Origin of the sequence: Streptomyces sp. NPDC051214 (genome assembly GCF_040682375.1) — a bacterium.
In the GTDB taxonomy this organism is placed as follows: domain Bacteria; phylum Actinomycetota; class Actinomycetes; order Streptomycetales; family Streptomycetaceae; genus Streptomyces.
The window spans coordinates 504,519-528,353 of sequence record NZ_JBFBAT010000002.1 but is presented as its reverse complement, the minus strand read 5'-3'; the positions used below and the strand labels follow the sequence as shown (position 1 = coordinate 528,353).

At 71.5% G+C, this 23,835-nt stretch carries 21 protein-coding genes and 2 tRNA genes; 6 read left to right on the top strand and 17 right to left on the bottom strand.

Features of this window, described 5'->3' with window-relative positions:
- Window positions 1-18: 18 nt before the first annotated feature.
- Window positions 19-264, top strand: coding sequence for a hypothetical protein (locus AB0M70_RS06750; RefSeq protein ID WP_365817058.1), 246 nt, complete (start codon window positions 19-21; stop codon window positions 262-264).
- A 27-nt stretch (window positions 265-291) separates the two neighbouring features.
- Here the strand turns inward: AB0M70_RS06750 and AB0M70_RS06745 are convergent, their stop codons facing one another.
- The 6 genes from AB0M70_RS06745 to leuS all read right to left on the bottom strand — a co-directional run bounded on the left by AB0M70_RS06745 (window position 292) and on the right by leuS (window position 10,430).
- On the bottom strand, window positions 292-1,212 hold the full coding sequence (locus AB0M70_RS06745; RefSeq protein ID WP_365817056.1) for a YceI family protein: 921 nt from the start codon (window positions 1,210-1,212) through the stop codon (window positions 292-294).
- Window positions 1,213-1,342: 130 nt separating this feature from the next.
- Window positions 1,343-4,060: a ComEC/Rec2 family competence protein gene (locus AB0M70_RS06740; RefSeq protein ID WP_365817588.1), complete on the bottom strand. Its 2,718-nt coding sequence runs from the start codon at window positions 4,058-4,060 to the stop codon at window positions 1,343-1,345.
- Window positions 4,061-4,113: 53 nt separating this feature from the next.
- A complete protein-coding gene (locus AB0M70_RS06735; RefSeq protein WP_365817586.1) occupies window positions 4,114-5,091 on the bottom strand; it encodes a ComEA family DNA-binding protein in 978 nt (325 codons plus the stop codon).
- A 545-nt stretch (window positions 5,092-5,636) separates the two neighbouring features.
- Window positions 5,637-6,482 (bottom strand): DegV family protein, encoded by an 846-nt coding sequence (locus tag AB0M70_RS06730; RefSeq protein WP_365817054.1) that lies wholly within the window; start codon window positions 6,480-6,482, stop codon window positions 5,637-5,639.
- 123 nt (window positions 6,483-6,605) lie between these two features.
- Complete coding sequence (locus AB0M70_RS06725) at window positions 6,606-7,352, bottom strand: hypothetical protein (RefSeq protein WP_365817052.1); 747 nt, start codon at window positions 7,350-7,352, stop codon at window positions 6,606-6,608.
- Window positions 7,353-7,526: 174 nt separating this feature from the next.
- Window positions 7,527-10,430: a leucine--tRNA ligase gene (leuS, locus tag AB0M70_RS06720; protein ID WP_365817049.1), complete on the bottom strand. Its 2,904-nt coding sequence runs from the start codon at window positions 10,428-10,430 to the stop codon at window positions 7,527-7,529.
- Between the two features lie 414 nt (window positions 10,431-10,844).
- Between leuS and AB0M70_RS06715 the strand changes: the two genes are divergently transcribed.
- Window positions 10,845-12,095, top strand: a complete 1,251-nt coding sequence (locus AB0M70_RS06715) for a hypothetical protein (RefSeq protein WP_365817047.1) — start codon at window positions 10,845-10,847, stop codon at window positions 12,093-12,095.
- On the top strand, window positions 12,092-13,687 hold the full coding sequence (locus AB0M70_RS06710) for an NADH-ubiquinone oxidoreductase-F iron-sulfur binding region domain-containing protein (protein WP_365817045.1): 1,596 nt from the start codon (window positions 12,092-12,094) through the stop codon (window positions 13,685-13,687). Before AB0M70_RS06715 ends, AB0M70_RS06710 begins: the two co-directional genes overlap by 4 nt.
- A gap of 72 nt (window positions 13,688-13,759) precedes the next feature.
- Here the strand turns inward: AB0M70_RS06710 and AB0M70_RS06705 are convergent.
- A tRNA-Ala gene (locus AB0M70_RS06705) sits at window positions 13,760-13,832 on the bottom strand.
- Window positions 13,833-13,943: 111 nt separating this feature from the next.
- Between AB0M70_RS06705 and AB0M70_RS06700 the strand changes: the two genes are divergently transcribed.
- Window positions 13,944-15,200 carry a glycosyltransferase 87 family protein gene (locus tag AB0M70_RS06700; protein ID WP_365817043.1) on the top strand — a complete coding sequence of 419 codons (1,257 nt, stop codon included), beginning with the start codon at window positions 13,944-13,946 and terminating at the stop codon, window positions 15,198-15,200.
- Here the strand turns inward: AB0M70_RS06700 and AB0M70_RS06695 are convergent.
- The 3 genes from AB0M70_RS06695 to AB0M70_RS06685 form a co-directional block, all read right to left on the bottom strand.
- A complete protein-coding gene (locus tag AB0M70_RS06695; protein ID WP_006137425.1) occupies window positions 15,169-15,402 on the bottom strand; it encodes a hypothetical protein in 234 nt (77 codons plus the stop codon). The genes AB0M70_RS06700 and AB0M70_RS06695 overlap by 32 nt on opposite strands.
- 3 nt (window positions 15,403-15,405) lie before the next feature.
- Window positions 15,406-15,597: a hypothetical protein gene (locus AB0M70_RS06690; protein ID WP_363208657.1), complete on the bottom strand. Its 192-nt coding sequence runs from the start codon at window positions 15,595-15,597 to the stop codon at window positions 15,406-15,408.
- Window positions 15,598-15,683: 86 nt separating this feature from the next.
- Entirely contained in the window at window positions 15,684-17,159 is a 1,476-nt protein-coding gene (locus AB0M70_RS06685) for an MFS transporter (RefSeq protein ID WP_365817041.1), read from the bottom strand.
- 94 nt (window positions 17,160-17,253) lie between these two features.
- Here AB0M70_RS06685 and AB0M70_RS06680 point away from each other — a divergent pair, with 94 nt between their 5' ends.
- Window positions 17,254-18,171, top strand: a complete 918-nt coding sequence (locus AB0M70_RS06680) for a helix-turn-helix transcriptional regulator (RefSeq protein ID WP_365817039.1) — start codon at window positions 17,254-17,256, stop codon at window positions 18,169-18,171.
- A 3-nt stretch (window positions 18,172-18,174) separates the two neighbouring features.
- Here the strand turns inward: AB0M70_RS06680 and AB0M70_RS06675 are convergent.
- The 7 genes from AB0M70_RS06675 to AB0M70_RS06645 form a co-directional block, all read right to left on the bottom strand.
- Window positions 18,175-18,247: transfer RNA gene (locus tag AB0M70_RS06675), tRNA-Ala, on the bottom strand.
- 150 nt (window positions 18,248-18,397) lie between these two features.
- Entirely contained in the window at window positions 18,398-19,039 is a 642-nt protein-coding gene (locus AB0M70_RS06670; protein WP_365817037.1) for a histidine phosphatase family protein, read from the bottom strand.
- Window positions 19,036-19,482 (bottom strand): ribosome silencing factor, encoded by a 447-nt coding sequence (gene rsfS / locus AB0M70_RS06665; protein ID WP_361828200.1) that lies wholly within the window; start codon window positions 19,480-19,482, stop codon window positions 19,036-19,038. The genes AB0M70_RS06670 and rsfS overlap by 4 nt, the downstream gene beginning before the upstream one ends.
- A gap of 135 nt (window positions 19,483-19,617) precedes the next feature.
- Window positions 19,618-21,375 carry an LCP family protein gene (locus tag AB0M70_RS06660; RefSeq protein ID WP_365817035.1) on the bottom strand — a complete coding sequence of 586 codons (1,758 nt, stop codon included), beginning with the start codon at window positions 21,373-21,375 and terminating at the stop codon, window positions 19,618-19,620.
- 16 nt (window positions 21,376-21,391) lie between these two features.
- Window positions 21,392-22,030, bottom strand: coding sequence for a nicotinate-nucleotide adenylyltransferase (gene nadD / locus AB0M70_RS06655; protein WP_365817033.1), 639 nt, complete (start codon window positions 22,028-22,030; stop codon window positions 21,392-21,394).
- A gap of 61 nt (window positions 22,031-22,091) precedes the next feature.
- Window positions 22,092-22,253 carry a hypothetical protein gene (locus AB0M70_RS06650; RefSeq protein WP_365817031.1) on the bottom strand — a complete coding sequence of 54 codons (162 nt, stop codon included), beginning with the start codon at window positions 22,251-22,253 and terminating at the stop codon, window positions 22,092-22,094.
- Between the two features lie 85 nt (window positions 22,254-22,338).
- Complete coding sequence (locus AB0M70_RS06645; RefSeq protein WP_365817622.1) at window positions 22,339-22,623, bottom strand: hypothetical protein; 285 nt, start codon at window positions 22,621-22,623, stop codon at window positions 22,339-22,341.
- Window positions 22,624-22,722: 99 nt separating this feature from the next.
- On the opposite strand from AB0M70_RS06645, the gene AB0M70_RS06640 reads away from it, so the two are divergent.
- Window positions 22,723-23,832 carry a M48 family metallopeptidase gene (locus AB0M70_RS06640; protein ID WP_365817029.1) on the top strand — a complete coding sequence of 370 codons (1,110 nt, stop codon included), beginning with the start codon at window positions 22,723-22,725 and terminating at the stop codon, window positions 23,830-23,832.
- Window positions 23,833-23,835: the final 3 nt, after the last annotated feature.

The window sequence follows — 23,835 nt, the reverse complement described above, 5'->3', positions numbered from 1 at the left end:
GTACCGGAGAATGAACGGGTGACCGACGTACGACATGTCCTGGTGCTGCCCGACCGCGACGCCGCGGAGGAAGTGGCCGAAGAACTCCCCGACCGTTTCGGCGTGCGCGAGCAGCCCCAGCTCGTCCGTGACGCCCTGGCCGGCGAGGACGACGCCGAGGACGCCCAGTGGCTGGTCGTGGTCGAGGACCCGGAGCGGCGCCTGGACCCCGCGGCCCTGGACGAGCTGGCTGCGGAACATGAGGGCTGGCTCGAAGCCCCGTGACGGCCCTTCGCGCGCGGGAGCCCGGCGTCAGCTCTTGGGCAGGACCTGGATGTCCAGATCGATCGAGATGCTGGGCCCTACCGCCGCGATGCCACGGGCCAGCATCGTCTGCCAGTTGATCGTGAAGTCGTCGCGATGCAGCTCGGTGGAGGCACGGCAGGCCACCCGGGTCTCGCCCTGCAGGCCCTGGCCCACCCCGAGGTACTCCGTCTCCAGCGTCACCGTGCGCGTCACGCCGTGCAGCGTGAGGCCGCCCGTGATCGCCCAGCGGGTGCCGCCCTTGTGCACGAAGCGGTCGCTGTAGAACTCCATCGTGGGGAAGCGCTCCACGTCGAGGAAGTCCTTGGACCGCAGGTGGTCGTCGCGCATCCGCACCGCGGTGTCGATGGAGGCGGCGTCGATGACGACGTGCATCGCGGACTCCTCCATGCGCTCCCCCAGCCGTATGGCCCCCGCGAAGCTGTTGAACCGGCCGTGGATACGGGCCAGGCCGATGTGCCGCGCGGTGAAGGCGACCGAGGAGTGCAGGGGGTCGATCTCCCAGTCACCGGGCTCGGGCAGCGCCGGGGGCGGGGCGATCTGGAGCATGACGTCACCGAGCGAGGCGTGCGCGCTCTCCCCGACCGTGGTGTTCGCCCGGTACGGGGTGAACCCCTCAGCCGAGACCGCCAGGCGGTAATCCCCGGCGGGAACGGTCGCGACGAACGAACCGTACGGATCAAGTCCCCCGCCGACGACCTTGCGCCCCATGGCATCGCTGACCGCGAACTCCGCGTGCCGCACGGGCTCATTGACGGGGTCGAGCACCCGGCAGCTGAGCACGCCCGCACGGGGCGGCACCGCCACCGCGGAGAGAGGCCCGCCTCCCCGCCCCGCTCGCCCGGCCTGGCCGACACTGCCCACACCGCCGACTCGGTTCGTACGGTCTCCCAGCCAACGGCCGAACATTTGCGACACACCCCCGCGCACCTTGACAACTCTGGTCACGAAGAGGCATTCGATCACCGTTGCGGCATTCGATGCAACATGAACCCACTGCGCTGAAATCCCGCGTTAGCGGACGGTGCCCAGCGGCCCGTCATGGAGGGCGCGTTGTCACCTTCAGGGCTGGGGCCCCCTTCCTCGGCTCGGCCGCCGACCTACCGGTCGGTCCGGACACCGCGATCGAGCCGCTCGTGTCCGTTCGCAGCACCTCCGCTCCCCCGGCCCGCAGCGCCGCGACCGTCCGGGGTGCCGGGTGTCCGTACGAGTTGTCCCGCCCGCAGGAGATGAGGGCGAGGCGTGGCGCGGCCCTGCGAAGGAGTTCGGGGTCCTGGTAGGCCGAGCCGTGGTGGGCGACCTTGAGCACGTCCACGGGTGGCAGCGCCGCCACGGCCGGAGTACGCGTCAGGGCTCGCTGGGCGGGCGGTTCGAGATCACCGAGCAGGAGCAGGCTTACCCCCATGGCCCGGACGAGCAGGGTGACGCTGGCGTCGTTCGCACCCTCAGGGACCGGTCCCGCCCCCGGCCCCGCCCCCGGGCCGCCCGCCGTGGGCCAGAGCACCTGCCAGTCGAGCGCTCCCGCCCCGGCGTGGCGCCGCTCCCCCGCCACGGCGTGGCTCACCGGGACCCGATGGGCGGCCGCCTGCGCCCGTACGAACCGCGCCTGCTCGGGCGGCTCTTGATACCCCGTCGTCTGGATCGCCCCGACCGAACGCCCCCGCAGCACCCCCGGCAGTCCCGCCACGTGATCGGCGTGAAAGTGCGTCAACACCACGAGCGGTACGCGGGTCACGCCCAGCGACCGCAGGCAGCGGTCCACGAGCACCGGGTCGGGGCCCGCGTCGACGACCACTCCCGCCCCGTCCCCGGCGGCGAGCACCGTCGCGTCCCCCTGGCCCACGTCACACATCGCGAACCGCCACCCCGGTGGAGGCCAGCCCGCGATCACCCGGGTGAGGGGCGCAGGCTGCACGACCGCGAGGAGTAGCAGCAGGGCGCAGGCCGCGCTGAGCCACGGGTGCCTGACGAGCCTGCGTCCGACCATCACCACGCCGACCGTGGCGAGGGCCAGCAGCAGACCGCCGCGCCAGCCGCCGGGCCAGTCGACCCCGCTGCCGGGCAGGGCGGCACCCGTGCGGGCGATGTCCGCGATCCACCCGGTCGGCCAACTCGCGCACCACGCCAGAGCCTTGGCCACCGGCATCGCGAACGGCGCGACCGCGAGCGTGGCGAAGCCGAGGACCGTGGCGGGCGCCACCGCCACCTCCGCGAGGAGATTGCAGGGCACCGCCACCAGGCTCACCCGTGCCGCCATGACGACCACGACGGGCGCGCACACCGCCTGCGCCGCGGCCGCTGCGGCCAACGCCTCCGCACACCGCGGAGGAACCCGGCGTCGACGCAGGGCAGCACTCCACCTCGGGGCGAGGGTGAGCAACGCCCCGGTGGCCAGGACGGAGAGCAGGAAACCGGGGCTCCGGGCCAGCCACGGGTCGTACAGGACGAGCAGCAATACGGCGGCGGCCAGGGCCGGGATCAGCGAACGGCGCCGCCCTGTGCCGATGGCGAGCAGCGCGATCAGCCCGCAGACGGCGGCCCGCAGCACACTGGGATCCGGTCGGCAGACGATGACGAAGCCGAGGGTGAGGACGCCGCCCAGCAACGCGGTCGCCCGCAGCGGAATCCCCAGCCGCGGCGCGATCCCCCGGCGCTCAGCACGCTGCGCAAGGCCGGGCGGACCGATGAGCAGGGCGAGGACGATCGTGAGGTTGGCCCCGCTGACCGCCAGGAGGTGCGTCAGGTCGGTCGCCCTGAACGCCTCTTCCAGCTCGGGCGGCACGCGCGAGGTGTCCCCCACCACCAGCCCCGGCAACAACGCCCGCGCATCGGGCGACAGCCCCTCCGTGGCCTCCCGCAACCCACCCCGCAACCGCCCCGCCACCCGCTGCGCCCCCGACGGCCCCTCAACCACCCGCGGCACGGCCTCCCCACCCACCCGCAAAACAGCCGCAACACGATCCCCCCGCAACAAGGGAACCGAAAGCCTCCCCTGAACACGCACCCGAGTCGACGGCAAAAGCCCAAGCCAACGCGCTTTGGTCCAAGGGGTCATGGAAGCGACGCCCCTCTCCCCCTGGGGCCCGCCAACCCCTCCCGGCCAGGACCCGCCAGAACCCCCACCGCCTGCCCGCCAGGGACCGGCAGTTTCACTGCTTCTGGGCCCGCCCCACCCCGCCTTCTTGTCCCCGCCCCCGCCCCCTCCCTCGGCGAAGACCAGGACCGGGGTGCGGGTCACCGACGTGTTGCCGGTCGGTGATGTCAGTCGGGTGATCTCCGCGTTCAGCATGACGGAGGGTGGCATCGCGTGTGCTCCCGTGATGCGGGGGCGGGTCAGTCGGGGGTCCGAGGTGACCTCCAACTCGACCTCTGCTTCTGCGTATTCACGCGCCAGAGCAGGGACTGGGCCCCGGTACAGGTCGGCCCCATGCAGTGCCGCCGAGGTGGCACCCGCCGCGGCGCAGAGGAGGACCGCGGCCACCGATACCCGCCGCCAGGGCTGCCGCCTGCCATCGGCCGGCTCTGTCGCCGCCCGCGGGTCCCGCCGCCCCCTCACCGTCCACGTCACCAGCAGGACACCGGCCACCGCCACACAGACCACCACAGCTGCGATCACCCACCGAGGCGGGGCATCCAGCGTCAGGGCCGCCGTGCCCCATGCCGCGAGGGCGGGCGGTACGAGGCGTAGGTCCAGCGGGCCCTCCGGGCGTGGCCGGGATCCCGCGCGCCGATCGCCGTCCGGGGCGTGAACGGCCAGTGGCTCTGGGCCCCTTGGCGCTTCCGGTGCGCCGGCCGCCCGGCTCGGCCCCCTCATGGCCGCACGAGATTCTGCAGGTCGGCATAACGCTTGTCCCCGATTCCATTGACCTCCCGCAGCTCGTCCACCGCACGGAAACCCCCGTGTTCCGTGCGGTAGTCGATGATGTGCTGCGCCAGCACGGGGCCGACGCCCGGCAGTTCGTCGAGCTGCTCGGCGGTAGCCGTGTTCAGGCTGATCTGCGCTGCGGGGCTCGCTCCCGCCGCCCCTGCAACCGCCCCCGCGCCAGGTGGCGCCGGAGCTGCCGGTGCCGTTGCCGGAGCGCCGACCACCACCTGTTCGCCGTCGACGAGGAGGCGGGCACGGTTGAGGCCCTCCGTGTCGGCGCCGGGACGCACGCCGCCTGCGGCCTTGAGCGCGTCGGCGACCCTGGAACCCGCGGGCATCCGCAAGACCCCGGGGGTGCGGACCTTTCCGCTGACGTCCACGACGATCCGACCCCCACCGGGGCCGGCCACCGGTCGTCCTCCGCCCCCCGACGTGGGAGGCGGGACCCCTGGTGACGGCGACGGCTCCGCGCCCCGATCGGGCGCCGCCCCCACCACGTCCGGTGCCCGCACCGGCTGCGTCCGCCCCGCCCAGAAGTGCTGGGCGGCGAAGACCGCCGCGACGGCGAGGACCACCAGGAGCGCGACCAGACTCCGCCGCTCAAGACCGCACCGCAGCTGCAACCACAACGGCAACCGCTCCCGCACCGCAAGCCCCACCCGCCCCGGCAGCGGCCCTACCGACGGCGCTACCGACGGCGCTACCGACGGTTGCCGTACCGGCTCACCATCGCCCCCGGGAGCCGCCACCCGCTGAGCCTCACCGGGCTCCGACAACTGAGCCCGCGCCTGAGCCTGCGGCGGCAGCGTCACCGCCTCCGCCCGCCGCGACACCACCCGAGCCGCCCGCCCCCGCACCCTCTGCGCCGCCGCCGACGCCGACGCCGGCTCCGCCTCCGACCCCTCGCCCTCCACAGCCTCCAACTCCGGCTGCCGCCACCGCACGGCCCGCACCCGCGCCTGAGCCGGCGCCTGCACCCGCGCCTGCGGCGCGACGTAAGTCTGGGGCAACGCCCGCCCACCGGCCCCCGATCCCGGCGGCGCCCCCGACCTCAACTCCCCGCCGTCTGCGCCTCCTTCGCCCCCTTCACTCCCTTCGACCCCGGCCGGAAAAAGCACCTCCACCCGCTGCCGCAACGCCCGCGCCCGCGCTTCCGCCACAGCGTGTCTGCGCCGGATCGCCCGCCCGCGAGCATGGCGGTATCGCGCGCGGTCGGCTGGAGTGAGGCCGCCCTGGGCGCGGCTGGTGGAGACGCGACCGTCCGACGCGGGGCCTCGCCCCGGCCCGCTCGTCGCGGAAGATGTCCGTGAAAGTGATCGAAGTGCCATGCAGACGACGCTAGGCACCGCGCCGACATCACGATGATCTTGGTCAATTCCCGTGGATTACCCAGGGGTTGTGGATAACTCCGTCACCCACACCGACCCCCGAAGCCCCGCTGCCCCTCACCCCCACCCCCACCCCCACCTCACCAGGGCGAAACCACAGCCCCCAACAACCCCGGCCCCGTATGCGCCCCGATCACCGCGCCCACCTCGCTCACATGCAGCTCCGCGAGGCCGGGCACCCGGTCCCTGAGGCGGTCCGCCAAGGTCGTCGCGCGGTCCGGGGCCGCCAAGTGATGCACCGCGATGTCCACGCGGTCCGAACCGGCCCGCTCCACCACGATCTCCTCGAGGCGGGCGATGGCCTTGGACGCCGTCCGCACCTTCTCCAGCATCTCGATGCGCCCACCGTCCAGCTGGAGCAGCGGCTTCACGGCGAGGGCCGAGCCCAACAGGGCTTGTGCCGCGCCGATCCGGCCGCCTCGGCGCAAGTAGTCCAGGGTGTCGACGTAGAAGTACGCGGACGTGTTCGCGGCTCTCTTCTCCGCCGCGGTCACCGCCTCGTCCACCGAGCCGCCCGACTCGGCGGCCTCCGCCGCCGCGAGCGCGCAGAAGCCGAGGGCCATCGCGACCATCCCGGTGTCCACTACCCGCACCGGCACCGGCGCGTCCTTCGCGGCGAGGACCGCGGCGTCGTACGTACCCGAGAACTCGGCGGACAGATGCAACGAGACGATGGCCGACGCACCTGACTCGGCGACCTCGCGATAGGTCTGCGCGAAGACTTCCGGGCTCGGCCGCGAGGTGGTCACGGAGCGCCGTTTCTGCAGCGCCAGGGCCAGGGAACGGGCGGAGATCTCCGTGCCCTCTTCATAGGCCTGGTCGCCGAGGACCACGGTCAGAGGTACCGACGTGATGCCGTGCCGCTCCATCGTCCGCTGCGGCAGATAGGCCGTTGAATCCGTGACGATCGCGACATGACGGGACATGCGGTGGAGATTACCTGCCTGGGCCCGACGACGGCAGCCCGGCCCCTCGGCCGAACCCCTGCCGGACCCCTCGGGCGTCAGCCTGCCGGCCGCGCTCACGGCCGGGCCAGGTCGCCCGTGCGGTCACGTCGTGCTCTCGGGCCTGGTCTGCTTCTCCCAGGGATAGGTGGGCCGCGGCGTGGGCGGCGTGATGGCGGGCCGCGCCGACTCCGACTGGGGCTCCGCCTGCTGCGACGGCTCGGTCCACGTCTGCTCGGCCCCCTTGCCCGCGTCCGCCGCCGGCTCGGGCTCGGGCCACGCGGCGGGTGCCTGCGTGGGCGCGGGCTCCTTCGTCCAGTGCCGCAGGGCGCCCGTCTCCAGGTCGATCTGCGAACTCAGCGAGTCCAGGTCGTCGTCGGCGAACCGGTGGGCACGGTCGCGCACCACCCACCGCAGCGAATCCGCCGACTTGGTGATCTGCGCCGTACGCTCCCGCAGCGCGGGGAGCCGCGATGCCAGGGACGTCTTGTCGGGGTCCCGCTCGAGGCGCCGGAGCTCGTCGTCCAGCTCGTGCCCGTGAGCGCTGAGCCGCTCGAAGAGGCCCAGGGACTCCTTCAGTGAGGCGTCCTCGACCACGCCCGCCTGCAGGGCGTCCTGCGTGGCCCGCATCGACGTACGCAACGAGAGGCGCAGCTGGGCCAGTTCGCCGGCCGTGCCCACCTGCGCGAAGCTCTTGGCGCGCAGTGTCGTGTCCTCCACCGAGCGGCGTGCCTGCGAGATCGTGCGGTCCACTCCGCGCTTGGCGGCTCCGACCGCCTTCACCGTCATGTACGCACCGAACACGACAAACAGCAGGACGAGCAGTGCCACGATCACGCCCACGGCTTCCATGACGCTCCTCTCAGGTCCTGCGGCGAGTTCCGCACCGACTCCTCAACGGTAAACGCAAAGAGCAGGCCGAGGGTTCCAGCGGAACCCCCAACCTGCCCGTAGGGGACTACCCTCATGCCCCCTCGCCCGCGTTCACCGCCCGGCGGCACGCAGAAACGATCTCACCGCCCCGCATTACGCCGGAACGATGTTCACCAGCTTCGGCGCCCGAACGATGATCTTGCGGATCCCGGCGCCGTCCAGCGCCGCCAGCACCCGCTCGTCGCCCAGGGCCACCTTCTCCAGCTCCTCGTCCGAGATCGACGGGGAGACCTCCAGGCGCGCCCTGACCTTGCCCTTGATCTGCACGACGCAGGTCACGCTCTCGTCCACGACGTACGCCGGGTCGGCGACCGGGAAGTCCTGGTGGACGACCGTGTCGGTGTGGCCCAGCTTGCGCCACAGCTCCTCGCCGACGTGCGGGGCCAGCGGGGCGATCAGCAGCACCAGGCGCTCGGCGACCGAGCGCGGCAGCGTGCCGCCCTCCTTGGTCAGGTAGTTGTTCAGCTCGGTGATCTTGGCGATGGCGGTGTTGAACCGCATGCCGTCCAGGTCCTGGCGCACGCCGTCGATCGCCTTGTGCAGGGCGCGCAGCGTCCCCTCGGCGATGTCGGACTCGGCGACGTCGGCGACGGTGACCTCACCGGTCGACTCGTCGACGATCAGACGCCACATGCGCTGCAGCAGGCGGTACTGGCCCACCACCGCGCGCGTGTCCCACGGGCGCGAGACGTCCAGCGGGCCCATCGCCATCTCGTACAGGCGCAGGGTGTCGGCGCCGTACTCCTCGCAGATCTCGTCGGGAGTGACGGCGTTCTTCAGGGACTTGCCCATCTTGCCCAGCTCGCGCCTGACCGGCTCGCCCTCGAAGAAGTACTGGCCGTCGCGCTCCTCGACCTCGGTCGCCTGGACCGGGAAGCCGCGGCTGTCGCGGTACACGTAGGCCTGGATCATGCCCTGGTTGAACAGCTTGTGGAACGGCTCGGCGGACGAGATGTGGCCCAGGTCGAACAGGATCTTCGACCAGAAGCGGGCGTACAGCAGGTGCAGCACCGCGTGCTCGGCGCCGCCCACGTACAGGTCGACGCCGCCCGTCGGCTGTCCCTCGCGCGGGCCCATCCAGTACTGCTCGACCTCCGGGTCGACCAGCTTCTGGTCGTTGTGCGGGTCCAGGTAGCGCAGCTCGTACCAGCACGAACCCGCCCAGTTGGGCATGGTGTTGGTCTCGCGGCGGTAGCGCTTCACGCCGTCGCCCAGGTCCAGCTCCACGTTGACCCAGTCCTCGTTGCGGGACAGCGGCGTCTCCGGAGAGGTGTTCGCGTCCTGGGGGTCGAAGGTGCGCGGGGAGTAGTCCTCGACCTCCGGCAGCTCCAGGGGCAGCATCGACTCGGGCAGCGAGTGGGCGACGCCGTCCTCGTCGTAGACGATCGGGAAGGGCTCGCCCCAGTAGCGCTGGCGGCTGAACAGCCAGTCGCGCAGACGGAAGTTGACGGTGCCCTCGCCGATGCCGCGGGTGGCCAGCCAGCCGGTGATGCGCGCCTTGGCGGTGGCGACGTCCAGGCCGTCCAGGGAGATCTCGGGGTTCGTGGAGTTGATCAGCTTCGCCTCGTACGAGGAGAAGGCGTCGTCCCACGTCGCGGGGTCGGTGCCGCGGTCGTCCGCCGGCTCGACCACACAGCGCATCGGCAGGTTGAAGGCGCGCGCGAAGGCGAAGTCGCGGCTGTCGTGCGCCGGCACGGCCATGATCGCGCCGGTGCCGTAGCCCATCAGCACGTAGTCGGCGATGAAGACCGGGACCTGCTCGCCGCTGACCGGGTTGGTGGCGTAGACGCCGGTGAAGACACCGGTCTTCTCCTTGGCGTCGGCCTGGCGCTCCACGTCGGACTTGGACGCGGCGAACGCGCGGTACTTGGCGACGGCCTCGGCCGGCGTGGCGTGTCCGCCGGTCCACGTCTCGTGGGTGCCCTCGGGCCAGGCGTCGGGGATGACCTTGTCGACCAGCTCGTGCTCGGGCGCCAGGACCATGTAGGTGGCGCCGAACAGGGTGTCCTGGCGGGTGGTGAAGACGGTGATCGCGTCGCCGTCCTCGGTGCCGACGGGGAAGGCGACGCGGGCGCCTTCGGAGCGGCCGATCCAGTTGCGCTGCTGCAGCTTGATGGCCTCGGGCCAGTCCAGCGCGTTCAGGTCGTCGAGCAGGCGGTCCGCGTACGCGGTGATGCGCATGTTCCACTGGCGCAGCTTGGCCTTGAAGACGGGGAAGTTGCCGCGCTCGGAGCGTCCGTCGGCGGTGACCTCCTCGTTGGCCAGGACGGTGCCCAGGCCGGGGCACCAGTTGACGGGCGCGTCCGACGCGTACGCCAGGCGGTACTCGCCCAGGACCTCCGCGCGCTCCGCGGCGTCCAGCTCGCTCCACGCGCGCGTGGTGCCGGGAATCGCACGCTCACCGCTGTCGAACTGCGCGACCAGGTCGGCGATCGGGCGGGCCTTCTGGGCGTCGGTGTCGTACCAGGAGTTGAAGATCTGTACGAAGATCCACTGGGTCCACTTGTAGTAGTCCGGGTCGATCGTCGCGAAGGAGCGGCGCTTGTCGTGGCCCAGGCCCAGACCGCGCAGCTGCGCCTTCATGTTCTCCATGTTGGCCTCGGTGGAGGCCCGCGGGTGGGTGCCCGTCTGCACGGCGTACTGCTCGGCGGGCAGGCCGAACGCGTCGAAGCCCAGGGTGTGCAGGACGTTGTGGCCGTTCATCCGCTGGAAGCGCGCGAAGACGTCCGTGGCGATGTACCCCAGCGGGTGGCCGACGTGCAGGCCCGCCCCGGAGGGGTAGGGGAACATGTCCATGATGAACTTCTTGGGCTTGGCGACCAGCGCGGCCTGCGCCTCTCCCTTGGGCCCCAGGTCACCGCTCGGGTTGGGCGCCTCGTACGTGCCCTCGGCGTCCCAGAAGTCCTGCCAGCGTGCCTCGATCTCGGCGGCCAGGGCGGCCGTGTAGCGGTGCGGTGCGGCCACCTCGGAGGGGGCAGCAGAATTCGTCTCGCTCATGATCCTCAAAGCTCCATCGATCGTCTCTGCCTGCGGAAATGGCCGTCCCGGCCAAATGAAAAAGCCCCTCACACAGGAGGGGACGCCGCGCCGATGCCGACCGCGATGTTCCGGCGGTCGGGACTGATCAGCGCGGCCCGCTAAGCAGAAGGCGTACGGCACGCATGGCGTCAGGGTACCGCAGCGCTCGCGCGGCCCGCGACGAGGTTCCGCCGGGCCGCTCGACGCCGCCGCGCGGTTGACCGGCCGACGGGAAGCCGACCTTTGGCCAAGGGTTACCCCGCGTACCGACCGCTATCGGGGCAACACCAAGATCGCATCGCTTTTAGATAACGACGCAATAACTCAAACCGCGTACTCGCCGGTATGAGGACACTTAGCATGCGGCGATCGAGCCATTTCGGAGTCGCCCCCATGAACCCTCTGAATCCTCCCCGCAAGAGCCGCTCCAACCGCTCCAACCGCACCGCCCGCAAGAGCCGTTCGTTCGCAGCCTTCCCCGAACCGAGCAGAACCACGCGCGGAGTCCTGATGACCGCCGCGCTGCTTCTCATACCCCTGCTCGTGATCATCGGGAGCGACGCCTTCCGCGCCGCACTCGACTTCACCACCGGCGTCCTGTCCCTGGTCTCCCTGACCGCCGCCGTCGGCTGGGGCCTGGTCGCCTCCGACCGGCTCTTCCTGCACTCCCGTCAGCGACTGCTCGCCCAGGCCGTGCACCGGGCCACCGCGGTCGCCTCCATCGGTTTCCTCCTGCTCCACGTCACCGTCAAGCTCACGCTCGACCACGTGTCCCCGGTCGGCGCCCTCATTCCCTTCGGGATGGGCTTCTCCGGAAGCGACGGGCTCATCGGCCTCGGCTCGCTCGCCGGGCTCCTCATGGTGGTCACCGGCGTCACCGGGGCCCTGCGCAGCGCCTTCGCCTCCCCGGCCCAGGTCGCGTCGCGCTGGCGCGCGCTGCACATGCTCGCCTACCCGGCCTGGTGTTCGGCGCTGGTCCACGGCCTGTACGCGGGACGCGCCCCCGCGCCCTGGGTGACCGTCCTCTACAGCCTCTGCCTGGTCGCCGTCGCGGGCGCGGTCGCGCTACGCGCGTCCCCCCTCCCGATCAAGCGGAAGGTGGCCGCCCGGATCCTGGCCGTCCTCGAACCGGAGCGCAGGGTGGGCGGCAGGGACGCCGCACGCCGGGACACCACCGAGTCCCCGCTCCCCGGCACGGCCGCCGCTCCCGGCCGTGCCCCCGAACCCGGCCCGGACACCGCCCCGGTGGTCGGCATCGCGGCGGCCTACCGCGTCCTCGCCTCCACCAACCAGCCAACAGAGGTCACGGAGGTGCTGCCGCACATCGAACCCCCGGCACCCCGCTGGCCTTCCCCGTCCCCGCCACCCCCGGCCGAGGCCCCTCACATCCCGTACGACGACACCGCGTACGCGTACGACACCCACTCCACGGCGTACGGCTCGGAGGACCCCGGCTACCGCTCCCACGACACCGCGTACGACCCGCCGTACGGCGCGGCCACCGACCCTCCGTACGAAGCCCCCTATCAAGCCCCGTACCCAACCCCGTACGACAACGGCCCCGCCACTGAACCGCTGCCCCAGACCTTCCAGGCACCGAGTTCGGGCGAGCCCTGGAACGCCGCCACCGGAGGCCCCAAGTGAACGCGTCGCTGCCCGACGTCCCCGAAGTCCGCGTCGTCGGGCTTCCGCTCCTGACCTCGGGCTTCGACCTGGTCGAGCGCCTCGATCTGGCGATGCACCTGAAGGTGCACGGCCCGCTCGAACCCATGGCGGGCGAGTCCCTCGCCTCCCTCTCCGAGGCCATCTCACTGCGCGGCCGGGGCGGCGCGGGCTTCCCCTTCGCCAAGAAGCTGCGCTCGGTCGCCGACGCGGCGATACGGCGCGGGGTGCGCCCCGTGGTCGTCATCAACGGCAGTGAGGACGAACCGGCCTGCCGCAAGGACACCGTCCTGATCAACCGGGCCCCGCACCTCATCCTCGACGGCGCCCTCCTTGCCGCCGAGGCGCTGGGCGCCCGCACGCTCGTCGTGGGCGTCACGCGGGACTCCACGGAGTCCTCGATGCTGGCGGCGCTGGCCGAGCGCGGCCTGACCAACCGGCGCGGATCGAGCATCCGCGCGCGCGTGCAGCGCAATCCGGTGCGCATGGTGACCGGCGAATCGTCGGCCCTGGTGCGTTCGGCGGACGGCGGCCCGCCCATGCCGCCGGGGCGCAAGGTGCGCACCTCCGACTCCGGGGTGGGCGGCGCGCCCACGCTCCTGTCCAACGCGGAGACCTTCGCCCAGCTCGCGGTCGCCGCGCGGATCGGCCCCGACCGCTACTGCCGCACCGGCCTGCGGGACGAGCCCGGCACGGTGCTGCTCACCGTCTCCGGAGCCGTCGCGAGGCCCATGGTGGTCGAGGTCCCCACGGGGGTGCCGCTGCGATACGTCCTGCAGCTCGCCGGCGCCCCGCCGCTCCCCCAGGGCGTCCTGACGGGCGGCTATCACGGCAAGTGGCTCGACGCGGTCACCGCTCATGACGCGGTCGTCTCACGCGCCTCCCTGGAGGCCTGCGGGGGCGCGCTCGGCGCGGGCGCGATCCTGCCGATCGGCGCCGGCACCTGTCCGCTCGGGGAGGCGCTGCACGTGGCGAACTGGCTGGCCTCCGAGAGCGCGGGACAGTGCGGCCCGTGCTATCTGGGCCTTCCGGCGGCGGCGCGCGGCCTCGCGGACGTCCTGGACGGCGGCGGTCCCACCGCCCTGGAGGCGCTGCGCGAGGTGACACGGGCCGTGAAGCGACGCGGCGCCTGCAAGCACCCGGACGGAACGGCGGCGTTCATCGAGTCCACGATCTCCGCGTTCACGGACGACCTCGCCGCGCACGTCCTGGGCGGTGGCTGCGGCCGCCCCGTGGAGGGCGTCCTGCCGCTCCAGGAGGAGGTGTCGCAGGCCGAGGCCCCCAGTGGCCGCAGGCTCGCCGTCGACTGGACGCTGTGCCAGGGCCACGGGCTGTGCGCGGACATCGTCCCCGAGCTGATCCAGCTGGGCCCCGACGGCTTCCCCGGTGTGGCGGAGGCGTCCGTACCGCGCTACTCCGAAGCGCGCGCCGAACGTGCCGTACGCCGCTGCCCGGCGCTCGCGCTGCGCATCGAGGAGGACCCGTCCAGGCCCTCGCCGCGCACGGCACTGCCGCTCGCCCTGCCGCCGGGCCGCGGCCGTGGCCGCAGGGCGCTCGGCAGCGGACGGCAGTGACCCGCCCCTAGAGGCCCGGTCGGACACACGAAAGCGGGCCACCCGATCCGGGTGGCCCGCTCTCATCTGCTGTGGAGCTAAGGAGAATTGAACTCCTGACCTCCTGCATGCCATGCAGGCGCTCTACCAACTGAGCTATAGCCCCTTGCTTGTCCGCCCGGTTTCCCCGGCGACCTCGTAAACATTACACGGTCCTCCCCGTGCTCCACCAAATCGTTTCCGGTCTGTACGGATACGGGCGGTACTGTCTGCCTTCGTGACCGTGATCGCGCTTGTCGGCGCCCGTCGCCGCGTGCCCCTCGCCGCCGGGGCCTGCCTGCTCTCCTTCACGGCTTTCTGGCTCGCGCAGCGCGCCGCGGACGTCTCGATGATCGACTTGATGGTCTACCGCGCCGAGGGCGAGACCGTGCGCGCGGGCGGCGATCTCTACGCGCTGCGGACCACCGAGGCCCATCTGCCCACCACCTACCCGCCGTTCGCCGCCCTGCTGTTCACGCCGCTGACGCTCCTGGACACGGCGGACATGCGCACGCTGGCGACCCTGGGGAACCTGCTCCTCCTGGTGGCCTTCGCCCACCTCGCCCTGCGTCTCGTCGGGCCGGCCACGGACATCGGGCACGCGCGCGTGGAGAGCGCTCTGTGGGTGGCCGCGCTCGCGGTCTGGGCCGAGCCGGTGTGGACGACCCTGCGGTACGGCCAGATCAATCTGCTGCTCGCCGTCCTGGTCCTGTGGGATCTCTCCCGCCGACCCGGCCACCGCTGGGCGGGCCTGGGCATCGGCATCGCCGCCGCGATCAAGCTCACGCCCGCGCTGTTCGCGGTGTTCCTGCTGCTCACCGGCGCCGCGGAGGCGGCCAGGCGCGGGCAGTGGCGCGTACCCGTACGGCACGCGTGCGTGGCGGCCGTCTCCTTCGTCGCCGCGACGCTGCTCGCGGCCGCCGTCCTGCCGTACGACTCGCGGCGCTTCTGGACCCGGATGGTCTTCGAGGCGGGCCGGGTCGGGCTCCCCGAGGACACCGCGAACCAGTCTCTGCGCGGGGTGCTCGCACGGCTCCTGCACACCGAGGAGCCCGGCATCTGGTGGGTCGTGGCCGCGGCGGCGGCCGGCGTGCTCGGGCTGACGGTCGCGGTGCGCGCGGCGCTCCGCGGGGAGCGCGCCCGAGCGGCGGTGAGCTGCGCGGCGACGGCGCTCCTGGTCAGCCCGGTGTCGTGGTCGCACCACTGGGTGTGGTGCGTGCCGATGGCCCTGCTCGTGTGGACGGAGGCGGTGCGCCGGGGCGGCCGGGCCCGATGGGCGGGCACCGGCGCGCTGGCCCTCGTCTTCTGTTCGTACGCCCTGTGGTGGGTCCCGCACGGCGTGGGGCGGCTCGAACTCGACCAGAATTATGGCGAGATGACGCTGTCCGCCCTCTACGTAGGGACCGCTTTCGCGTTCCTGCTGCAGGGAGCCGGACGTCGGGCCTGCCTGGGATCAGGCGAGGTCAGGCCGTGGCGAAGGAGTAGAAGCGCTTGAGCGTGCAGTGTTCGTCGAGCAGCCGGCCATAGATCGGCTCCCCTTCGAGTTCGCGGTACGTCTCGATGGGGTCGCCCTTTATGATCAGCGCCCGCGCGCACTCCTCGCACCAGTACTGGTAGTCCTGGTTGACCGGTTCCATGTCGCGGACGATCGGCGTGCCACTGCCACACCAGTCGCACTTCCGCCTGTGTGCACCCATCAATCAGCTCCAGCTGCGGCCGCAGGCCGTGCACACGTACGAGACACCGCCGTTGTCGCCGAGAACTTGGGCGACATGGGACGAACCGCAGGACGGACAGGTGAGGAGAGGGGTCGCCGCGAAGGGAGAGGCAGCGCGTCGTGGCGCGGCCACTGCGACGGGGCCGTCGGCCCCATCGAGGATGCTCGCAGGCATCGCTCTCCCTCCCGTCAGGTCACAGTCGGTGGTCTGGTGCGGTCCCCTTCCGGCTGTCCGATTCTGCCACGGCCTGAGCGACCCGGTCAGCGACGCACTCGTACCAGTCCGGACACGGCGCCCAGTGCGGCCGCCCCGGCCAGGGCGTATGTGCACACCAGGAGGGCGTCCGCGGATGAATACGCCCCCGGAGCCCCTTGTGACTCAAGCCGGTTGAGGAAAAGTGCGCCATAACACGCGACGCCGGTCAACTGGCCGAGCTGAGCGACCGTCGACAGGAGGCCGCTGGCGTCCGCGGCGTCCTTGGGCCGCACCGTGGAGAGTGCCCGGGTCAGCGTCGGGCTGAACCCCAGGGAGAGACCCGCACCGATGGCCACGAAGGCCACATACAGCCATGGTCCGCCCTCACCGCCGTCCCGGAGCAGCAGCCCCACGGCGGCCGACGCGAGCGCGGTGAGCGCGAACCCGCCGGGGATCAGTGCCCGTTGGAGCACCGCGGGCCAGCGGCGCCACGTCAGGCCGACCGCGCCGAAGACCACCGCGGTCGGCGCGAACGTCAGACCGGCGCGCAACGCGCTGTAGCCGAGGCCGCCCTGGATGTGCAGCGTGAGCACGAACAGGAAGCCCGCGTTGACCCCCATCACCGCGGCGATCCGGAAGACGGCGAGGCCCACGCCGGGGATGCGCAGGACCCGGGGTGAGATCAGCGGGGCGCCTCCGTTGCGGGCGAGCCGGGACTCGTACGCGCAGAAGAGGGCGAAGAGCGGCAGCGCGGACCCCAGCGAGAGCCAGGACCACAGCGGCCAGCCCTCCTGCTGGCCGAGCACCAGCGGCACGGTGAGCAGCGAGACGGCGGCGCCGAGCAGCACGAGCCCCGGCAGATCGAGCACACGCGCCCGCCCCTCCCCCGCTCCCCGGGCGGCGTCCCGCGGCAGCACGCGCCCCGCCATGATCAGCAGGACCACACCCACCGGCACGTTCACCAGGAACACCGGGCGCCATCCCGTGCCGAACAGGTCGGCGCTGACCAGGACACCGCCGAGCACCTGCCCGGCGGCGGCCCCGACGGCGAGCGTGGCCGCGTACGCGCCGAGTGCCTTCGTGCGCGCCTCCCCGGTGAAGTTGCGCTGGATCAGGCTGAGCACCTGCGGAATGAGCAGCGCCGAGCCCGCGCCCTGCAACAGCCGGAAGGCGATCAACTCGCCCGTCCCGCGGCTGAGTCCACAGGCGAGCGAGGCGACGGTGAAGACGGCGAGGCCGATGAGATAGACGCGACGGTGTCCGAGCAGGTCACCGAGCCGCGCACCCGTGATCAGGAGCACGGCGTACGTGATGGTGTACCCGGCGACCACCATCTGCAGGCCCGCGCCCGACGCGCCGAGTTCGGTGCGGATGGTGGGCGCGGCGACGTTGACGATGAAGACGTCGAGCAGCGCCATGAACTGCGCGGCGATGACGACGGCGAGCAGCCGGCCCGGACGATTGTCAGTGCCGGGGGCTTTACTGGTCGTGAGGCTCGAACCAGTGGGATCCGCCGCGGTGGGCGGGGATGTGGTTGTCATGGCACCGAGCGTGGCGGCGAGTTGGTACGGGTAACGAGAGCCCGCTGATGCTGGTACTGGCAGCACCTGGCAAGGCCCGGGGCGAGGACCGACCATGGGGGATGTGACGACGATGGGGACGACTCAGCGACGGAGGCCGGAGCTCGCCGCCTTCCTGCGCGGCCGCAGGGCCAGGGTGACACCGGCCGACGTGGGCATGCCGCCGGGCCTGCGCCGCCGTACGCCGGGGCTGCGCCGCGAGGAGGTCGCCCAGCTCTCCGGAGTCGGCGTCACCTGGTACACGTGGCTGGAGCAGGGCCGCCCCATCAACGCGTCGGCGCAGGTCCTGGACGCCGTGGCGCGCACGCTCCGCCTCGACAAGGCGGAGCGCGAGCACCTGTACCACCTGGCGGAGGTGCCGTTCGAGCCGGTCCGCAGGACTTCGTCCCCCGCGGCGGTCGGCCCGGAGATCCAGGGCATCATCGACGCGCTCGACCCCCACCCGGCGGTGGTCTACAACGCGCGGTACGACATCCTCGCCACCAACCCCGCCTACCGCGATCTCTTCTTCGTCCCGCAACTGGCGTCCTTGGGCGCACCGAACGTGCTGTGGACGCTGTTCATCGCGCCCGATCCCGTCTGCCCGCTGGTCTTCCGCGACGAGGAGCTGCCGGTGATGGTGGCGACGCTGCGCAGTTCGTACGGACGGCATGTGGGCGAGCCCGCCTGGGAGGACTTCATAGTCCGGCTGTCCGCAGCGAGCGCGCACTTCGCCGAGCTGTGGGAGCGGGGCGACGTGGCGCCACCGGGGCCCCGCGTGAAGACGTTCCGGCACGAGGCGGTCGGAGAGCTGCGGATGACGTCGGTCTCGCTGTCCATCAACGGCATGCCGGAGTGCCGGATCGTCGCGTACACCCCGGACGACGAGGAGAGCCGCCGTCGGGCGGCCGAGCTTCGCGAGCTCAGGCCTCCGGAAGCGGATGCGCTGCCGGAAACGGAAGAATCCCGCCCTCTGATGAGGACGGGATCCTGATTGTGGAGCTAAGGAGAATTGAACTCCTGACCTCCTGCATGCCATGCAGGCGCTCTACCAACTGAGCTATAGCCCCGTGTGTTCTTCGTGTTCTTCCCGCTCGGCGGGCGAACAAGAAGAACTTTAGCCTGCGCCGGGCCGGAATGTGAAATCCGGGTGACAGGCCCTCCCGGGCCCTGTGACCAGCGGCTCTGGCACCCTCTCCCGCAGCCGCCCCGGCGCGGGGCTAATCGTCGTCGCCGAGCACCGGCTCCGGCAGCGTGCCGGCGTTGTGCTCGAGGAGGCGCCAGCCCCGCGCGCCCTGGCCGAGCACGGACCAGCAGCAGTTGGAGAGCCCGCCGAGACCCTCCCAGTGGTGGGACTCCAGGCCGAGGAGACGGCCGATGGTGGTGCGGATCGTACCGCCGTGACTGACCACCACGAGCGTGCCGTTCTCCGGCAGCTTCTCGGCATGGCGCAGCACGATCGGCGCGGCACGGTCGGCGACCTCGGTCTCCAGCTCACCGCCGCCCCGGCGCACCGATTCGCCGCGCTTCCACGCGGCGTACTGGTCGCCGAAGCGCGCGATGATCTCGTCGTGCGTCAGGCCCTGCCACTCACCGGCGTACGTCTCCTGGAGACCCTGCTCGTGTGTGACGGGCAGGCCAGTGAGGGCCGCGAGCTCGTTCGCCGTGGCCGCCGCCCGCTTCAGGTCGGACGCCACGATGGCGTCCGGCTTCAGCGAGGCGAGCAGCCGGGCCGCGCGCCTGGCCTGAGCGACTCCGGTGTCGGTCAGCTCGATGTCCGTGGAGCCCTGGAAGCGGCGCTCCAGATTCCAGGACGTCTGGCCGTGCCGCCACAGGATGATCCGGCAGCCGCGGCTGGTCACCGAAGCTCACCGTCCAGGTCGGCTGCCTCCTCCGCGGCGCGCTGCTCGGCGTGCTCGGCGGCCTTGCCGCGGGTCGCGACGGCGTCCGCGGGGAGCTCGATCTCGGGGCAGTCCTTCCACAGGCGCTCGAGGGCGTAGAAGACACGCTCCTCGCTGTGCTGGACGTGCACCACGATGTCCACGTAGTCCAGGAGGACCCAGCGGGCTTCGCGGTCGCCCTCGCGGCGCACCGGCTTGACGCCGAGCTCCTTGCTGAGCCGCTCCTCGATCTCGTCGACGATCGACTTGACCTGGCGGTCGTTGGGCGCGGAGGCGAGCAGGAAGGCGTCCGTGATCGACAGCACGTCGCTGACGTCGTACGCGATGATGTCGTGCGCGAGCTTGTCGGCGGCCGACTGAGCGGCGACCTTGATGAGCTCGATGGAGCGGTCCGTGGCGGTCACTATTGCGCTTTCCTTCAGGGGGTCAAGACACCCCAAGGGTCTCACGGACCGCCGAAGGACCTCCCGTCGATTACGCGACGGCCCTGTCTGCTGCGTCACCCCGGCCGGGAGAACCCCCGGCCGGGGCCGCCGGCGTCATCCCGCGTCGTAGTCCTGGCCGAGGACGACCGACACATCCGCGTTGGGTGCGGTCTTGCCCTTGCGGACCGCGCCGGCGGGCAGACCGAGGGTCTTGGCGACCTCGGTGGCCTGCGCCTTCTTGTCCGCGTCGGCGTAGGTGACCTGCGATGTCGTCTGCGCCGTCGAGCCCGCGCCGCTGTCCACGAAGGTGTAGCCGCCGTTGACCAGCGAGATCCGCGCGTCCTGCCCCGCGCCCTTGCTGCCGGACGCGTTCTTGACGCCGACCCGGAGGGCCGCGTCCTTGTCCGGGTTCTTGACCGCGCCGCCCAGGATGCTCTTGACCACGCTCGCGCCGGCCTTCTCCGAGAGCGTCCCGTCCTGCCGCACCGGGAGCAGCTGCGTGGAGTAGTCGCCGCCCTTCGCACGGTCGGCGAGCTTGGCGAGGAAGGCGCCGAGGTCCTTCTCCTCGAGGGACGGGTCAAGGATCTGGGCCAGCGACTGGACGGTGGTCGTCGCGGCCTGCGGGTCGGACGAGAGCTTGCGCAGGACGCCCTGCATGACCTGTCCGAAGCGGTCGAGCTGCGCGGTCTCGGACTCGCCGGTCGCGCGGTAGGTGGCGTACGCGACGGCCATCTCGCCGCTCAGGGTCTGCTGCTCGCCCTTCTTCACGAGGGGCGCCTGACCCTTCTTGGCCTTGGGGTCGGGCACGTCGGCGTCGGTGTCGATGTCGATGTTGCCGACCAGCTCGACGAGGTTGTTCAGGTACGGGGTGTCCAGGCGCCAGGTGCCCTCGACCTGGGTGCCGAGGAGGCTGTCGATCGACTCGCGGGTGCCGGTGGAACCGTCGTCGTCGACCGATTTGCCGAGCGTCGTCCCCGCGCCCTCGTCGTTCGTCACGGAGAGGGAGTTGGGCAGCAGGACGGTGGTGCCGCGCTTGGTGGTGGTGTTGTTCACCAGGAGCGCGGTGGAGGTGCCGCCCTTCTTGGTGTTGTGCAGGTGGACGACGATCACGTCGCGGTTCTGCGGTCCGGCCGCCGCGTCGCCGCCGCCGGCCGCGTCGTCCGACAGGCCGGGCAGCTTGCCCGCGTACCAGAGGTAGCCGACGCCGCCCGCGATCACGAGCGCGAGTACCACGACGAGGGCGACGACCCTCGAACGCCCGCGCCGCTTGGCCTCCTCGCGCCGCTCGGTGCGGCTCTCGGTGAACTTCAGCCAGTCGATGACGTCCTCGGACTCTTCGTCCGGCTCCTCGATGAAGGAGAATTGCTGCGTCTCGTACGCGGGATCGCGGCGCTGGGCCTCACGCTGCGGCTCGGCCTCGAAGTCCGGCTGCGGCTGCGGCTCCGGGTCCGGCTCCGGCTGCCGCGACTGCTGCGGGATCCAGCCAGTCTGCGTCTGCTGGGCGGCCTGCGGCTGGGCCTGCTGAGGCTGGTCATAGGTGCCGTACGAACCCGAGGCGTACGAACCGGAGTCGTACGAACCGGAGTCATAAGGCGGGGCAGGCGGCACCGGCGCCTGCTGCCCCGTCGCGTACGGGTCGTAGCCGTAGCCCTGCGGCGGCTGCTGGTACTGCTGCTGGGCCTGGGCCTGGGACCCGTACTGGTCGTACGAGGCCGACGGCTGGGGCTGCTGTGCCTGCTGGGCCTGCTGCGGGACCTGCTGATACACCGGCTGCCCGTACTCGTCGTACCCGACGATCTGGTACTGATCAGCCGCGTACTCGCCCGCGTACGGGTCGCCGCCCGCATACGGGTCGTACTGTCGGTCGTTCACCGGTGCCCCTCTCGGCTCAATCGCCGCGGTACAGCTCGCGCTTGTCGATATAACGCACCACGCCGTCCGGCACCAGGTACCAGACCGGGTCACCCTTGGCGACCCGCGCACGGCAGTCCGTGGACGAGATGGCGAGGGCCGGGACCTCCACGAGCGAGACTCCGCCCTCGGGAAGTCCGGGGTCGGCCAGCGTATGGCCCGGCCGGGTGACCCCGATGAAGTGCGCCAGGGAGAAGAGCTCTTCGGTGTAGCGCCAGGTGAGGATCTGGCCGAGGGCGTCGGCGCCCGTGATGAAGAAGAGGTCCGTGTCGGGATTGAGCGTGCGCAGATCGCGCAGCGTGTCCGTCGTGTAGGTCGGACCGCCGCGGTCGATGTCGATGCGGCTCACCGAGAACTGCGGGTTCTCGGCCGTCGCGATGACCGTCATCAGATAACGGTCCTCGGCCGGGGACACCGCCTTGTCGCTCTTCTGCCACGGCTGGCCGGTCGGCACGAACACCACCTCGTCGAGGTGGAACTGCGCGGCGACCTCCTGGGCCGCCACCAGGTGTCCGTGGTGGATCGGGTCAAACGTTCCGCCCATGACGCCCAGGCGGCGCTTGCCCTTGCTGGCCGGGCCGGTACCGGGACCGGTAGGCATGTCCTGCTCTCCCATGCGTGCAGACCCTACCGGCCCGGTGGACGGGCTCTGTTTCAGCGTCCGTTCGGTGGACTGCTCAGCGGTCCCGGTTGAAGCGCGTGGTGATCCACAGGAGCAGCATGAGCACGACGAACGCGCCACCGCCGGTGAGGTAGGGGCTGAGGCTTGCGTGCTCGTCGACGTGCTTGCCCTCGGAGGCGAGAGTGACCAGCTGGGAGGCGGTGCTGTGGAGGCTCATCGTCGGCAGGACCTATCCGGAGGTGGGCGGGAACAAGGACTTCCAGGCCATCGTATGCGGGGGCACCGGCAGAGCTCACGCCGACTCAGCCGTTGTGGTCCGCGCGGTCGTCCTCGTCGCCGCCGCCCGGCCGCCCGGTATCCGCGTCCGCGTCCTTGCCCGCGCCCGGACTCGCGTCCGCGTCACGACGCTCCGTGTCGGCCCCCTGGCGGTAGCCGCGCAGCAGGAACCACGCCACGAGCACACACCCGACGACCATGACGATCAGCACGACGCGGAGCAGATTGCCCGCCCCCTGCTCCTTCGCGGCCAGGGCGGCCGCCTCCGTGACCCAGTGGTGGGCTGCGGCGCTGTGCTCCATGACGGCCATGACGGGCGACTCCATTCGCTGTGCTGCCCTGTCACGGTATCTCCGCCTAGGCTGGGACCCACCTCGGGGGCATGACTGGACGAGCATGGGGGATGGGGCATGACCGACGACAACGACCACGGCCTGCGAGGCGGTGGGCACGAGCACGTGCCGAGCAGGCAGCGCAGGCGCTTCCCCGGCATCTCGTCACGGGCGTACGAACACCCGGCCGACCGCTCGGCCCTGGTGGCCCTGCGCAAGCTCAGCGGGTTCGACACCGTCTTCAAGGCACTCAGCGGGCTGCTCCCCGAGCGGAGCCTGCGCCTGCTGTTCCTCTCGGACTCCGTACGGGTCTCCGACGCGCAGTTCGCGCACCTCAACACCATGCTGCGGGACGCCTGTTACATCCTGGACCTGGAGAAGGTCCCGCCGATGTACGTGAACATGGACCCGAACCCGAACGCGATGTGCATCGGCCTCGACGAGCCGATCATCGTGGTGACCACGGGCCTCGTCGAGCTCCTCGACGAGGAGGAGATGCGCGCGGTCGTCGGGCACGAGGTGGGCCACGCGCTCTCCGGCCACTCGGTGTACCGCACGATCCTGCTCTTCCTGACCAACCTCGCGCTCAAGGTCGCCTGGATCCCGCTCGGCAACATGGCGATCATGGCCATCGTGACCGCCCTGCGCGAGTGGTTCCGCAAGTCCGAGCTCTCGGCGGACCGCGCGGGGCTCCTGGTGGGCCAGGACCTCAAGGCGTCGATGCGCGGCCTGATGAAGATCGCGGGCGGCAACCACCTGCACGAGATGAACGTGGACGCGTTCCTGGAGCAGGCCGAGGAGTACGAGGCCGGGGGCGACCTGCGTGACTCGGTCCTGAAGATCCTGAACGTGATGCCGCGCACGCACCCCTTCACCACCGTGCGCGCGGCCGAGCTGAAGAAGTGGGCCGAGACCCGCGACTACCAGCGGATCATGGACGGCCACTACCCGCGCCGCGACGAGGACGGGGACACCTCGGTGTCCGACTCCTTCCGCCAGTCGGCCTCCAGCTACGCCGATGACGTACGCAACAGCAAGGACCCGCTGATGAAGCTGGTCAACGACCTCGCGGGCGGCGCGGGCGACCTGGGCGGCAAGCTGCGCGGCAGGTTCACCGGCCAGAGCCGCAACGACGGCCGCAACGACACGCCGCCGGCCGACACGCCCCCGGCAGACGAGGCGCCGTAACCC